Source organism: Roseovarius sp. B-10, from assembly GCF_056859295.1.
In genome coordinates this window covers 22500-36772 of the sequence record NZ_JBSXOE010000038.1, presented here as the reverse complement: position 1 = coordinate 36772, position 14273 = coordinate 22500, and the positions used below count along the sequence as shown (strand labels likewise).

The following is a 14273-nucleotide window of genomic DNA, read 5'->3' as shown; positions in this document are numbered from 1 at the left end:
CAACGCGCGGGTCTCGCCCGGGGCCCGCGCCATTTGCGAAGAAGACAAGATCACCATGTATCTCACCGTCCGCGAAGCCACCAAAATCTACGGATCCTTCACGGCGCTCAACCGCGTCTCGATCGAGATTGACCAAGGGGAGTTTGTCTGCCTGCTGGGACCTTCGGGCTGCGGGAAAACCACGCTGTTGCGGCTGATCGCAGGGCTCTCCGATCTGGACGAAGGCGAGATCCTGCTGGAAGGCACGGCCTTGTCGGGCCTGCCCGCGCGCAAGCGGGGCTTCGGCATCGTTTTCCAATCCTACTCGCTCTTTCCGAACATGACGGTGGCCGAGAACATCGGATACGGGCTCAAGATCCGCGGCACATCACGGCCTGAGATTTCTCGGCGAGTGACGGAGTTGCTCAAGTTGGTGAAGCTGCCGCAACTGGCCGACAGTTTCCCCGGCCAACTATCGGGCGGCCAACAGCAGCGGATCGCGCTCGCCCGCGCCATCGCCGTTGATCCCCGGGTTTTGCTTCTGGATGAGCCGCTCTCCGCTCTGGACGCCAAGGTCCGGGCCGAACTGCGCGGCGAAATCCGCCATGTCCAGCGCTCGCTCGGTATCCCCACCTTGATGGTGACCCATGATCAGGAAGAAGCGCTGGCCCTTGCCGACAAGATCATCTGCATGAATCACGGCGTGGTGGTGCAGGCCGGCACGCCCGAGGATCTCTACAACCGGCCCCGGACACGCTTCGTCGCCGAGTTTATGGGCATTAGCAACCTTCTTCCCGCCGACGCGGTGGGGCGGGCGTTTCCCGATCTCGCGGCGACACGACCGAAGGGCAGGGAGGACGACCACATCGCCTGTATTCGGCCCGAGCAGATCGGCGTGACCCCTGACCCGGACGGAAACTCCTCCGTCCGCGGTATCAGCTTCCTGGGAAACCTGCGGCGGCTCGAGGTCGATAGCCCCGCGGGTTCTCTGGTGGTCGAGACACATGGCGCCAATCCCTGCCGTGAAGGCGACCGTGTGGCGCTCCAGGTCGCGCCGGACGCCTGTATCTGGGTCGCCGACGACAGCGCCCGCGCACCGACCGAGGCGCACGCATGACCACTGCGGAGACGTCAATGCCTGCTGCCCGCTGGCGGCCAGACAAAGACCGGCTCCTGACCTGGGTGTGTGTCGGTTTGCCCCTGCTCGGCCTCATCCTGTTCTTCCTCTACCCGATGGTCATCGTCTTCCTGCGGTCCCTCACGGTGGAGGACGGCTATGGCCTGGCGAACTACGCACGGGTCCTGAGCTCCGCCGGGTTCTGGCGCGCGACCTGGCATTCGCTGCTCATGGGCGGCACCACCACGGTGCTCAGCGTGTTTCTCGGGTTCATCATCGCGCACGGGCTCCATCGCTGCGCTTTCCCCGGCAAATGGCTGGTGCGCGGCGTGATCGTTCTGCCGCTGCTCGCGCCCTCCCTGGTGCAGGCCTTGGGCTTGATTTTTCTGCTGGGGCGCAACGGGGTCGTGAGCCGCGCGCTCGGCATAGAGATCGAGATCTACGGATTCTGGGGCCTGCTGATCGCGAACACGCTCTATGCCCTCCCGCAGGCGGTGATGATCATCGGAGCGGCGCTGGTTCTGCTAGATGCGCGAATCTATGAGGCAGCAGACGTCATGGGCGCCTCGCCCTCGCGCCAATTCCGCGACCTCACGCTGCCGGCCGCACGGTTTGGTATTCTGAATGCTGCTTTCGTGTGCTTCACCATCACGATCACAGATTTCGGCAATGCGGCCGTGATCGGCGGCGACTACTCGGTCTTGGCGACCGAGATCTATTCGCAGGTGGTCGGCCAGCGGAACTTCAACATGGGCGCGGTGGTGGGCATCATGCTCCTGCTGCCCACGGTGATCTCCTACGCGATTGAACGCCAGGCGATGAAGCGGCAGCAGACCGGGCAGGCCACCGGCGAGGTCCGTTACCGTCCGAGCTTTGCACCGCTGCGCGACAGTGTCATGGCGGGGCTTTCGCTCCTGATTTGCTCGGGCATCGTCGCTGTTATCGGCATTGTCATCTATGCGAGCTTCGTCACGTTGTGGCCCTACAACATGGCGCTGTCGCCCAAGCACTACGACATCACCTTGGCAGGGGGCTACTCGTCGCTCTGGATAACCATCGTGATCTCGGTGATGGCGGCGACGGGGGGGACGCTCGCCGTCTTCCTCCTCGGCCTGGGACTGCGCCGCTTACCCCGCGCCGTGGCCCAGCCGATCCAGGTTCTGGCCGCCATGCCTGCGGCAGTACCGGGGATGGTGCTTGGGCTCGCATATATCCTGACGTTTAACTCGACGACGACACCGCTCTACCTGCTTTACGGCACGGCGGTGCTGATCGCGATCGTGAACTTCTACCACTATCACACGCAGGGCTTCCTGACCCTCATGACCGGCTTCCGCCAGCTCCCGCCGGCGCTCGAGGAAGCGGCGGGCAGCCTGGGCGCTGGACTGGGGCGGACAGCGGTCGACATCATCGCGCCCTTCATCGCGCCGATGCTGGTGTCGGTGTTCTTCTTTCTGTTCATGCGCTCCATGGTGACGTTGTCTGCGGTGGTCTTCCTGACCACCCCGGACCTGAGCGTCGCCGCCGTCACCATCATGCGGCTGGACGATGCCGGCCTGACCTCCCAGGCGGCGGCCTTCTCCACCTGCGTGATGGCGGTCGTGTGCGTGGCCCTGCTGAGCATGAAGGCGACGCTGGCGCTGATGTCCCAGCGGCACCGTGTGAAGGGAGGAGCCTGAATGTGGGCGAAGGAACGCCACCAGCGGATCCTTTCCATGCTGGCTGCGAACCAGCAGGTGAGCGCCAACGACCTAGCTGAGATGCTCAACGTGTCGCGTGAGACAGTGCGCCGAGACTTGGTAGACCTCCAGGAAACGGGTCAGGTCAACAGGGTCCACGGCGGCGCGGTGCTTCCAGAGCCAAGATCCGAGCAGCCGTTCAGGAAGCGGATGTCGGCCCAGCTACGCGCGAAGTCGGAGATCGCGCGGAAGGCAACCAGGCTGATCGAGCCTGGGCAGACGGTCCTCGTCGACGCCGGCACGACGACGGCCATCTTCGCCCGGGAGCTCGCAAAGCTTTCGGGCGTATCGGTGATCACCAATTCACTGGACGTGGCGACGACGCTTCAGGGGGCGGGCCGCGAGGTGCTGCTTCTCGGTGGGCGGATGGCTGCCGACGTCCCTGCCACGGTGGGGGAGCTTACCCTGTCCGAGATCCGGCGTTTCCGCGCGGACGTGTGCTTCTCGGCGCCGGTCGCAGTCCATCCGACCAAGGGCGCGTTCTTCTATGACCTGCGGGAGGCCGAGATCGCCATCGCAATGGCGGCACAGTCGCAACGATCCGTTCTTTTGGCCGATCACAGCAAGCTGGGCGAGACCAGCCGCGTCCGTTCCTGGGAGCCAGAAGAGATCGATGTGCTAGTGACCAGCCGAGCGGCAACTGAAGAGGATCTCGACGCGTTTCGAAAAGCCGGCGTCAGAGTCACCACCACGGACCAACCAAGGCAGTCTGCTTAGATCACGGCAAGCTTCTGAGCAGCCTGATCTGACTGGTCCGTTTTGATTGTTGGTGCATGGTCGCTCTTCGGCATTCGCCGAGCGGCGCAGTAGCCGACCCGAGGGCGTGACCACCAACGAATAGCCAAGGCCGAGCGGCAGCCATGCCCGCGACCATTTTACGATCGAGCTACAGCTTCGTGAGAGCGGCACGAAATCGGATCTTGTGCGCCGTCTCGTCGAAAATGACATTCCGGTCGGAATACGTGGGGCAATTTATCTAGCGGCGCTGCCCGAGACATTCGCGCAATGCCGGGATCGTTGGGAGACCAGCAGTATATGGGATTTGATTGACGACATCGAGAAACGGGTCGATCTGCTGCAACCTACGCCCTGCAATCGCCTGCGTCTGACGTGGGCGGCGAAAGACGGCAGCGGCGATCTCGACTGGTTCGCTGAATACGCCGGACGACGCTTCAGGCTATGCCTGCTTGCGGTAGGAGCAGCTCAGCAGCATGCGTGATCTTGCGGCTGCTCATGGCACGAGCAACCGCCGAGATCGGTGATAACCACGACACCCGACTCCTAGAAGCGCGTGAGCCTCATTGGCGTCGAACCGTGTCTTCTTTCGGTCATCAAGTTCTTCGTCGTCATCTGTTCGAATAACCATGGTGACGACGAAGGACACGGTGGCTGCAGGTACCGTCCCGCGCGCTGTGTGTCCTCAAACGGCCCTGCCCGCGGCGTGCAGTTTTTTTTACCCCGCCGGCCTTATAGGGGGAGCACGATTCGGGTGCTTTCGCATGAGCTGGTTTTGTCAGCGTGGCAAGGGCTCCGAGACCCGCAGCAAGGCCACTCTCGGGCAGTCATGCGGGGGAAGTACCTATTGACTGAAGCTACTTCCCATACAGACCCAACAAAAAAGATTCCAAGATTCTGCGTAACAAGGCACTGGAACCCGCTGCCTCTTCGCGCTCATCCTTCTCCCCAGTCGCGGGCCCACCTTTCCTGCAAGCCATCGAGAGCCCTGCCCACGCGCGAGTTGATTTTGCTGAATGCTGCCCCGAACCCCATCGACCACGGCGACTTGGTTTGCGGCTCTTTACCTCCGTTACTTATCCGGTAACCGACGCGCTGCGCCCGGTTCAGTCCTGCAAACCCGCTCCGCGTGAAGATCATTCGTTCTCTCTCATCCGGCCTGTCGGGGTCCTCTTCGTCCCGAGGAAACGCCGGTCGGGCGAAGCGCAGGAGCTTGTTAAAGCGCCTGAGCCTTTTGGAGGAAATATCACCCACTGTTGCGAGCCCGACCTGGGCCGGGCCCTTTGGGCTCTCCCATCGCTTCTCCTGCAGGGCGAACTCCACCCGCGATCGTCGCCTCTTCGGGGGCAGCGACTCGTAATCATCGGAGGAGAGCCTGTGATCGCTGATCTTGTCCATGCACCGCAACATCACCACCTCATCACGATCCCCGACATAGAGCGTGGCCCCGGGGAAAGCCGCGTTATGCGCTTCGGGTAGCAGAAGCGATGCCTCTTTGGGGTCGATGCCAGCGTCATGTGCCCGGGCACGCAGCGATGGGTCGAGCCTCCCGGGTTTCTCGCTCCACAATTCCGTCTTGCGTGCGCTGCCGTCGGGTCCGAACACGAAGCGTGGGCGGCGTCGGTTTTTTTTCTCGAATGCTTCGGGAACAACAATGTGTTTTTGCAACACAGATGTCATTGCCATTCTCTGCAGCGCGCGGGTGCTGTCATCCAGATCGCTGTGGGGCTCGGGGTATACATCCAGCGAGACCTCGATGCCGGACAGCCTGACCTCGTCCGGGCCGGGCACCGCGATCCGGTATTCCTTCACGAGCCATGCGAGACATTTGCGCAACCAGAACGGCTCGGGATCATGGAACTTGATATAGAACTCCGAGCCCACATAATGTCCTTCCTCACGGCTCGGGCCGCTAACGAACACGGAAGAAAACGCCCAGCCCTGCCAATGCTTGTTGAGCTTACTGTGCATGTTCACGGGCTGATGTTCGCCGGGAGTCGTCACACCGATCTCGATCCAATCGAAGCAGGCGCTGAACTCATAGTTCTGCAGATCGACAGGCGATCCCAGCTGAATGCGACCCCGGTGCCGAGACTGTTTGCCCGCGCCATAGATGAGGGGATAAACCAATTCGACGTCACGCCCGGATAGCTCTTCGAGCCTCTCTGAGTCCTTGATCGTGATCGGGACACGAAACCCCATGCGCCCTCCAACCATTGCATCCGTTTCTCGTCGAGGCCACCACCCATCTCGCGCCCGTGACGCAAGAAGGCACTGGGTGAGCGATCGGCTGGCTAGCCATCCGACCCGGGCAATGTCAACCTGCTGCGATTGCGGGCCGGCGAGTCATTGGAAGTCATCGTCGGCATGTGAGGCTGGTCGTCTATGGACCGCGCTGCATTCGAAGGATGATGCGCCGTTCCTCCCTCTGCCGCGTGACGGCCCGCTCTGTCGGATCGTATCGACGAGGGGTTTGCCCCGCCCTCGGCATGCCCCTGAGGCCGCGTGAGCCACGCACAGGCTGCGATCGGGCAGATCCGAGGGGGTAGGGGCGGACGCGGGCATTCAGCGCGCCTGTGCTCGGCTCATGCGAAAGTATATGACAAGTTGTCCTTCCTCCGCACGGGGATCATCGAGGATGCATTGCGCGTGACGCCTGAGTCAAAGCGGACGGATGACGCTCGCGACCCACCGCGTTCTGCTCACCCGCTCTTGAATTGCCGCCCTTGATGTCAGGTGGCTACAACCGGCAGTCGGCATGGACTGCCCTGAACGTCCGGCATGACGGGAACCGAAGATGCAACGGCCACTTGCAAAGGCGCCGGGCCGGTTCGATCCCTGACGATCTCTCACTCGACCACCTCCGCGATCTGCAGAAGGCCCACCGGAGGAAAAATCCCGATGTCCCGCGCCATGGAGAGGTTCACGGTAATCGCAAAGTCGGTCATGCGGGCGACTGGCAGATCACCCGGGCGCGTGCCGCCGACGATGATCTTTTCCACCTGCTGCCCGGCGAGACGCCCGACTTCATAGTAATCGGCAGCAACCGAAATCAGAGCATCTCCTTCACGGGCGGCCTCCTCGTAAGGGCTTATGAGGGGCAGCCCGGCATCCCTCGTAGAAGCCCCCAGGATGGCGCTGTTGGCCTGCAGGAAGGACGAGCTTCCGACGTAGAGGAAGTCGGCTCCCTCCCGCACAAGCGCGCGCACTTTTCCGGGAATATCCTCGACCTCGGGCGTTTCGCCATCCGAAAGGGGAAGAGCCGTGGCTACAAGCCGGAAGCCCTCTTGATCCGCTAGCGCTTCGAGCTCGCGGTATTTGAGAACCGAGTTCTGCTCGTTCGCATTATAGATCAGGCCCAGCGTGTCGAAATTCGGCAGGTAACTCTGAATGGTCTGGATCGTAACCGTCTCCGGCATCCGGTTGTAGGTGCCGGTCAAGTTCGGTCGACCCGTCGCGTCGAGGGAGTCCACGATGCCCGAACCGACCGGATCGGCGACGATCATGAAGACCTGCGGGGTCTCGTGATTGTACGCAGGATCGTCAAGCTGGGTCATGTCTCCTGCGATCGCTCTCGTGACGCTGGTGCCCCAGCTGACGATCAGGTCAGGATCGAGATCTCGCGCCTCGTCGCGTATTCGAGGAAGGACGTTCTTGTCCTGCCCAGCATCTCGCATGTGGATGTTTACGTGGTGGTCCAGCGCTTCGAGATAGTCCGTCAGGCCACGGCAGGCCGCCTCGCACCCGCGCCAGGTGGCGATCAGAATGTCCGTATCATCGGCCTTGGAGAGGGTCGGCCCTCCTCCAAGTATCAGTGCGGTCAGGAGGAAAAGATACTGTCTCAACATGGGTGTCCCTCTTTTTTGTCACGCCCCGTTGCCACGTCCGTGACCGTGAACAGGATTGCGCCCCCCAAAACAACGACGCCCAGGACGGGTCCGGTCAGCCCGAACCGTCCCATGCTACTCAGCGCTGCGGCAAGAATTAACCCGGCCAGCGCGCCCGCGCGCTCCAGGAAACGCAGGATCGAGACTGCGCGCGTGGACGCTCCACCCAAGTCAAGTGCAAGGGCGTATATGGGAGAGCGGAGGAGCGCGTGCCCTGCCCCCACCCCGAGGACAACGACAGACGTTGCCCATGGGCCGGACTGGCCGTTGAGAATGAGCAGAGAGAACCCCGCGAGCGCCGCGCCGACCAGCGCCAGAAACGCCGTGCGATCGATCTGGCGACCAAGAGAGCCCACCATGGGCCCGAGCAGGATCGCGGCAAGATAATAGAGCATTATCACACGGGCGATGTCAGCAGGCCTTTGCCCCCCGGCATGCAAAGAGACGGGGACGTAGTACCATATGAATGCCGCCGTGACCGCGCTAAGTGGCACCGCCAGCCCAACGAAGAGCGCGAAGAGGCGTGGCCTGTCGGCCTCCATACGCGCGCCCTCGGCGCGCCGGACCTGCAAGGCACCCGGTTCCCCGGCCGAACCGCGCATCCCCAATATGCAGGTTGCAGCCGCCACGACGATGAAAACTGCGCCCAGCAGGATCGCCGCGGAAAAGCCTAGACGGCTCGAAACGACACCGCCGATCACCGACCCACAGAAGGTACCTCCAAGGATGACGCCCACGAAAACGCTCATCGTTGTCACGCGGGACGCTGTCGGTTCGGCCCGAAGCGCGTAATCCTGCGCGGCCACCGTTGCGAGCGCATAAGCCAACGCCACGAGGCCGCGGGCGAGCGAGATCTCCGTGACACTTTCTCCGATGGCCATCCAGGTCAACGCGACCACCGCGATCGGGACCGAGCCCAGGAAAAGCGATTTCGTTCCAAACCGCCGCCCAAGCGCGCTCACGAAGGGGGACAGGAGACCGACGCAGATCAGATAGACAATCAGCGGTATAGCCGCTGCCGTGTCAGCCATCAGCCAGGATGGCCGCGCAGCGCCGCCGGCAAGTATGGGAAGGAACGCAGCGGTGACCTCTGATCCGAGCGCGAAGAAGAAGAGTGGCAAGCGAATATCTGCGCTCTCGGACGTTTGCAGCAGCCGGGGCAAGTTGCGGTGGGCACACCGACGCGCGACCACGTCGCGGGCATAGGCATTGAGCCGCGCTGCCAGACGGCGGACCGCCTCCGGACCACGTTCGCGCACCACGTGTCGGAACCTGCCCCGCCGCTGCTCGTCAAGAAGAACCGTCAACTGCACGTAGGGCTTCCAGACAGACGCGTTGACGTATGCGAGGGCGATCTCCATGCCGATCAGCAAGATTGCGAATGCAAGGATCGACACATCGAGTACGACGTCACGCACCCGCGTATGTACGAGGGCCTCGCTCCCCTCGATCCGGATCGTTCCCACGACTTCGCTTCCGGATAGAATTGGCAGCTCTGCCGTTCCCGCGGCAATGCCAATCGCGGTGGTGAGGGTCGATGCAAACGGCCCGCTCCAGGCAATCTCGCGGCTTGCCTCCGCGATCGGCTCCCCGTTGCCCGAGAGGATGGCGATGCTCGAAACTTCCCGGAAATCCTGAAGGATGCCTTCGACATAGGGCGATAGCCCACCGAGGGCGGATATGGGAATGCCGAGTTCGAGAGTGCGCTGCACCTCGTCCTGAATCAGCTCCGCCACGACGACGGCGCGGTTCTGGAGTTCTGGCTCGATGGCCTGTTCAAACGCGAAAAGAACCAAGACCGAAAATGCCATGAAGGCAGCCGCGATATAGGCAAACAGGACCGACGCCAGCCGCAAGCGGAAACCGGGAGTAGTCCACATGGCCTCGTGCGACGAAGCGGAGGGGTCAGTTGCAGCCGGCTGCGTCAGCACGGAAGGGGCCTTTGGGCCGCCTTCATCCACTGCCTCACGATAAGCGAACGCTGCCCGATCAAACCACTCCGCGAGTGTCGCGGACGGGCTCGAGCAAGGCGCGCGATCCGGGTCCAAGGCATGCCGCGCGAGCCAGCTTCGGTGATCAATCTCCCTGAGCTCGCCGTCGATCCTGTCATAGGACGCCGCCAAGCTGTGCAGCGCCCATCGCATGGTGAACCAGATCAATGGGACACCGGCAACGGCGAAGATCAGCACGGTGGACAGAAGTTTGCCGATGATTGTCCATGATCGAGCGGTGCCTTCGCGTCCCGAATAGGTCAGCAAGACCGCGCCAGCGAGACGGCCGTCGACACCGAAGAGTCGGACGCCCGCGAAATATCCGTCGGCGCTATCACCTGACCACGTCCGACCGCTCCCGGCCCCGTTGCGCACCAATGTCCCGAGCGACGTGGCGTCGAAACGTGCGGAAGCAGAAGATGCCAACAGGGTGCCGTCCGCGCTGAACAACAAGGCCCCCTCGATGGCGCTATCGACTTGTCGAGCCCTCTCGAGCAACACATCAGTGTTGCGGACCGATGACAATGGAAGCCCGATGGTGGCTGCCGACTCGAAAGGAGCGGCCACCCGATTGGCGAGAATGTTGATTTTCTCGCGTTCCAATTCCGAGTTGATCTGGTTGAACTGAAGAACCGCCAGAGCGACGAACGCCAGAAGGGACGCTACAACAACCGAATAAATCGCCGGAAAAATACGTCGTAGCACCAGCAAGCTCAGCGTCCTCCCCGTGGATCACTATCACGAAAAAGGTCAGAACGAGCAACGGGTTTGCGGTGCTGCGGGCGACGTGACGGTCCACACGCAAGGGGCACATTTTTCATACTGCCGCCATCTCCGACCCATTTGTCTTACTGCGCGACGGGTGAATACGCCCACCACGACGGTTCAGGCAAACTCAGAGGCCCAGGGTGAAGAGCGGTAACGAACCGTCCAAACGGTCAGATTGCTTGCTTCCAGACGAGGTATCCCGCTGGCCTTAGCCCATCGGCGCCCCGCCCTTCCCGCGTCGAAGCGCCCGCGCGACGGTCGGGTATGTCAGCGGCCCGCCCCGCGCATTTCTCAGCCCCGCGCGGTTGGCGTGATCAACGAGGTCCCCGATCGTGACCTTACCCTGTTCGCCTTCGAGTTCGTCTCGTAGCGCCAGGAGATCCCGCATCAGCTTGTCGGAATGTGCTTTGCGCGCGGCCCGCGAACGGTCCCGCGCCCGCTCCGTCTGGTTACGTCTGCTCTCAGGGCTTCCGGGATGAGGTCGTCGAGCCAAGTTGAGCGGCTTCATGTCTTCGCGGACGAGGCGAGAGATCGCTGAACGGCCAAACTGCTCGAATCGCATTTTCGTTCTGAGATCGGTCAGCAGATCGCCGTATTCCATGAGTGCTTCGAGCACGAAGCGCTTTCCTTCGGGTGTGCAGGCCCTGAAAATCCTGTTGAAATCCTCCATCACAAGACCCGTTCCTGCTTCACGCAGGCGCGCCGTGGAAAGATAATGGAACAGCCCCGGCAGGTCTTCGGGACCATGTATCTTGCGTGTGTAATCAGAGGCCGCGATAACGACTCTACTCTGCTGAAAGCCGCCGCGAATGACCGCCGCGATATTCCGCAATTGCGCCTGTGCCGCAGGGTGCTCCTTGGTCTTGTATCCGTGCCGTGGCCCCCATGTAAGCAGGATGTAGCAGTTGAATTTGCTCATGCAGACCTTGTGTAAAGCATGCAGGAACATGTCAAACGCATCGCGGCCTTTCGCAATGCGGATCGTCGTCCCGCATGTAATCTTCCGATGCCATCGACCAAGTGAGCAAGGGCGTATGCGGGTCAGACGGATCCGTCGAATATTGTATGCTCAATACACGCACCCAGCGTCGCAACAATGTGTCATGGCGGCAGGTGCGTTTTCGGCGCGAGAGAGGTTAACCACACACCTTGACGGGATCGATTTGCCAAGGACCCACAGAGCCCGAGAATCGCCCGCGGAGTGCGCCTGGCAGGTTTTCCGCCCCTTCCCCCCACGAAATGGATCGCCGCGCGCGTGTGGCGCGCACACGGAGCCTTGCCCGGTCCATGTCGACGAATCCAACGCGAGCGACTTTGCACGCTGCCATATGCTGGCCCTCCAAGGATGCGCGCGACGCCCCGCCGCATGTCCGAAAACCCCGCCAAGGCCACAACCCACCCACCTAGGACATCCTGCAACCGAGACTGGGGCATCGGAGGGCTGATCGCGGGCACGCGAAATCCGGCTCACAGATCACGAAGAATGGGTTTTTTCTCAGCCCCTTGCGTGCTGCCAATAGCTGTCGCGCAGCTTGCGCTTGTAGAGCTTGCCGGTGGCCGAGCGGGGAAGGTGATCATGAAAGTCGACGCTGCGGGGGCACTTCACCGCAGAGAGCTTGGCCCGGCAATGAGCGATCAGTTCTTGCGCGAGCGCGTCAGAGCCGGTGTGCCCGGGCAGCAGCTGCACCACCGCCTTGACCTCCTCACCGAAGTCTTCGTTGGGCACACCGATCACCGCGGCATCCAGAACCGATGGATGGCCCAGGAGCGCATCCTCGGTCTCCTGCGGATAGATGTTAACCCCACCCGAGATGATGACGAACGACTTTCGGTCGGTGAGGTAGAGATACCCTTCCTCGTCGAGCCGACCTATGTCCCCCAGCGTGGTCCACCCGCGGTCATTGGTGCAGGCAGCGGTCTTTTCCGGGTCGTTATGATAGGCGAACTGATGGCCGTTCTCGAAATAGACCTCGCCCTCGGCCCCCACGGGTAATTCCGCTCCGGTCTCGTCGCAGATATGAAGCACGCCTAGCTTGGCACATCCAACTGACCCGGGATGCGCCCGCCATTCATCGGGACCGATAGCGGTGAAGCCGTTGTTTTCCGTACCCGAGTAATACTCGTGAATGATGTCGCCCCACCAGTCGAGCATCCGCAGCTTGACATCCACCGGGCAGGGCGCGGCGGCATGCACGGCCATGCGCATGGATGACAGGTCACGGCACGCGCGCTCGGCCTCGGGCAGCTTGAGCAGGCGGATGAACATGGTGGGCACCCATTGGCTGTGGGTGATCCGGTGTCGCTCGATCATCTCGAGTGCGCGGGCGGGGTCGAATTTCTGCATCACGTAAGCGGTGCCGCCCATGCGGATCGTCACCATCGAATGACGCAGCGGGGCGGCGTGGTAGAGCGGCGCGGGGCTCAGATAGCGGGTGTCGGGGCCATAGCTGAACAGCGATGTCAGCAGGTCGAGCAGCATGGTGCGTCCGCCGGGGGCATCGTCAGGCAGCGGCCACTTGATGCCCTTGGGACGCCCCGTGGTGCCCGAGGAATAGAGCATGTCGAGGCCCTGCCGCTCGTCGGGGATGGGCGTCGCGGGCATGGCCTCGCTCGCGCCCGTCCAGTCGTGGAAGCCGCAAGGCACCCCGCCCACGACATGGATGGCGCAGCCCGCCAGATCGCCGAGGGCGGCGACGGTTGCGGCATGCGCGGGCGAGGTCACGAGCATCCGCGCTCCGCAATCGCGCAGGATATACGCGATCTCGTCGGGCGTCAGATGGGTGCTGATGGTGGTGTAGTAGACGCCCGTGCGGTCGGCGGCGAAGCATATCTCGAGAAACTCGCGGCGGTTCTCCATCAGGATGGCGATGTGGTCGCCGATGCCGATCCCCGCCGCCCGCATGACATGCGCGCCCTGGTTGGCACGAGCCTCCAGTTCACCGAAGCTGACGCTCTCTCCGGTCTCGCAGATCACGAAGGCCGGTTTCCCGGGATCATGATGACGCGGCTGGTAGGGATGATTGACCTCTGGCACAGCGCTCAGAACCCGATCACGGTCTTACCGAAATGACCACCCGCACGCAGGTGGTCGAGCGCAGGATGCAGCTCGTCGAAGGCGAAGGTCTCGCCGATGACGGGACGCACCTCGTGCTGCGCCATGGCGGCGAGCATCGCCTCGAACCCGTCGCGATGGCCGACGGTGATACCCTGGAGCCGCACCTGCCGCGCGACGATGAGGCCGAGCGAGGCCTCGACCGTCAGCCCCGAAAGCACGCCGATCATCGACAACGTCCCGCCGGGGCGCACCGCGCGCAGCGAGAGCGGCAGGGTCTGTGCGCCGCCAAGCTCGATGATGTTGTCATACCCTCCGCGATCTGCGGTGATGGCGCGGCTGGCGCGGGCCCAATCCTCGGTTTCGGAATAGTTGATGGTCTCGTCCGCACCCATCGCGCGTACGCGCGCGAGCTTGTCGTCGCTGGACGAGATCACGGTAACATGCGCGCCGTGCAGCTTGGCAAAGGCCAGCGCAAAGAGCGCGACGCCGCCCGTTCCCTGGATGAGCAGATGGTCGCCGGCCCTGGTCTGGCCATGGGTGGCCACGGCACTCCAAGCCGTGAGCGCGGCGCAGGGCAGCGTGGCGGCCTCGGCATCGGTCAGGTAGTCGGGCACCCGCACCACCCCCTCTTGCGAGAGGCACACGCGTTCGGCCATCACGCCGTCGAGCGGGCCGCCGAGGGCCGAGGCGAAGCGCTCGGGGCTGGGATCGCCCCCCGTCCAGTTCTGGAAATAGGTGGGGCAGACGCGATCGCCCACGGCGACGCGGGTCACCCCATCCCCGATGGCCACCACCTCGCCCACGCCGTCAGAGACGGGGATCAGCGGCAACTCCCCTGTGGCGCGACCATAGCCGCGCTCGGGCACGATCAGGTCACGCGCATTGAGCGAGGTCATCCGCATCTGCATGATGACCTGCCCCGGCCCGGCCTCGGGCTCGGGACGCTCGGAAAGGCGCAGGTTCTGGGTCCCCCACTCGCCCTCGATCTGGAAAACGCGCATC

General features: G+C 63.0%; 10 protein-coding genes. 4 read left to right on the top strand and 6 right to left on the bottom strand.

Annotated elements, in window-relative coordinates:
- Nucleotides 1-55: 55 nt before the first annotated feature.
- The 4 genes from AC13D8_RS14965 (at nucleotide 56) to AC13D8_RS14950 (ending at nucleotide 4054) form a co-directional block, all read left to right on the top strand.
- The gene (locus AC13D8_RS14965) at nucleotides 56-1096 is read left to right on the top strand and encodes an ABC transporter ATP-binding protein (RefSeq protein ID WP_482969487.1); all 1041 of its coding nucleotides are present in this window, start codon (nucleotides 56-58) and stop codon (nucleotides 1094-1096) included.
- Nucleotides 1093-2775 carry an ABC transporter permease subunit gene (locus tag AC13D8_RS14960; RefSeq protein ID WP_482969486.1) on the top strand — a complete coding sequence of 561 codons (1683 nt, stop codon included), beginning with the start codon at nucleotides 1093-1095 and terminating at the stop codon, nucleotides 2773-2775. Before AC13D8_RS14965 ends, AC13D8_RS14960 begins: the two co-directional genes overlap by 4 nt.
- Entirely contained in the window at nucleotides 2776-3552 is a 777-nt protein-coding gene (locus AC13D8_RS14955) for a DeoR/GlpR family DNA-binding transcription regulator (RefSeq protein ID WP_482969485.1), read from the top strand.
- Between the two features lie 205 nt (nucleotides 3553-3757).
- The gene (locus AC13D8_RS14950; protein ID WP_482969688.1) at nucleotides 3758-4054 is read left to right on the top strand and encodes a hypothetical protein; all 297 of its coding nucleotides are present in this window, start codon (nucleotides 3758-3760) and stop codon (nucleotides 4052-4054) included.
- Nucleotides 4055-4506: 452 nt separating this feature from the next.
- Here the strand turns inward: AC13D8_RS14950 and AC13D8_RS14945 are convergent, their stop codons facing one another.
- From AC13D8_RS14945 to AC13D8_RS14920, 6 genes are all read right to left on the bottom strand, one after another.
- The gene (locus AC13D8_RS14945) at nucleotides 4507-5772 is read right to left on the bottom strand and encodes a hypothetical protein (protein ID WP_482969484.1); all 1266 of its coding nucleotides are present in this window, start codon (nucleotides 5770-5772) and stop codon (nucleotides 4507-4509) included.
- Between the two features lie 647 nt (nucleotides 5773-6419).
- Nucleotides 6420-7415, bottom strand: a complete 996-nt coding sequence (locus AC13D8_RS14940; protein ID WP_482969483.1) for an ABC transporter substrate-binding protein — start codon at nucleotides 7413-7415, stop codon at nucleotides 6420-6422.
- Complete coding sequence (locus AC13D8_RS14935) at nucleotides 7412-10153, bottom strand: MFS transporter (protein ID WP_482969681.1); 2742 nt, start codon at nucleotides 10151-10153, stop codon at nucleotides 7412-7414. The genes AC13D8_RS14940 and AC13D8_RS14935 overlap by 4 nt, the downstream gene beginning before the upstream one ends.
- Before the next feature lie 271 nt (nucleotides 10154-10424).
- Nucleotides 10425-11165 (bottom strand): hypothetical protein, encoded by a 741-nt coding sequence (locus tag AC13D8_RS14930; RefSeq protein ID WP_482969482.1) that lies wholly within the window; start codon nucleotides 11163-11165, stop codon nucleotides 10425-10427.
- A 546-nt stretch (nucleotides 11166-11711) separates the two neighbouring features.
- Nucleotides 11712-13190, bottom strand: coding sequence for an acyl-CoA synthetase (locus AC13D8_RS14925; protein ID WP_482969481.1), 1479 nt, complete (start codon nucleotides 13188-13190; stop codon nucleotides 11712-11714).
- Nucleotides 13191-13255: 65 nt separating this feature from the next.
- Nucleotides 13256-14272 (bottom strand): zinc-dependent alcohol dehydrogenase family protein, encoded by a 1017-nt coding sequence (locus AC13D8_RS14920; protein WP_482969480.1) that lies wholly within the window; start codon nucleotides 14270-14272, stop codon nucleotides 13256-13258.
- Between the last annotated feature and the right edge of the window lies 1 nt (nucleotide 14273).

Coding starts and splice junctions, on each gene's coding strand:
- AC13D8_RS14965 (WP_482969487.1), top strand. CDS start 56: ATGTATCTCACCGTCCGCGAAGCCACCAAAATCTACGGATCCTTCACG.
- AC13D8_RS14960 (WP_482969486.1), top strand. CDS start 1,093: ATGACCACTGCGGAGACGTCAATGCCTGCTGCCCGCTGGCGGCCAGAC.
- AC13D8_RS14955 (WP_482969485.1), top strand. CDS start 2,776: ATGTGGGCGAAGGAACGCCACCAGCGGATCCTTTCCATGCTGGCTGCG.
- AC13D8_RS14945 (WP_482969484.1), bottom strand. CDS start 5,772: ATGGGGTTTCGTGTCCCGATCACGATCAAGGACTCAGAGAGGCTCGAA.
- AC13D8_RS14930 (WP_482969482.1), bottom strand. CDS start 11,165: ATGTTCCTGCATGCTTTACACAAGGTCTGCATGAGCAAATTCAACTGC.
- AC13D8_RS14920 (WP_482969480.1), bottom strand. CDS start 14,272: ATGCGCGTTTTCCAGATCGAGGGCGAGTGGGGGACCCAGAACCTGCGC.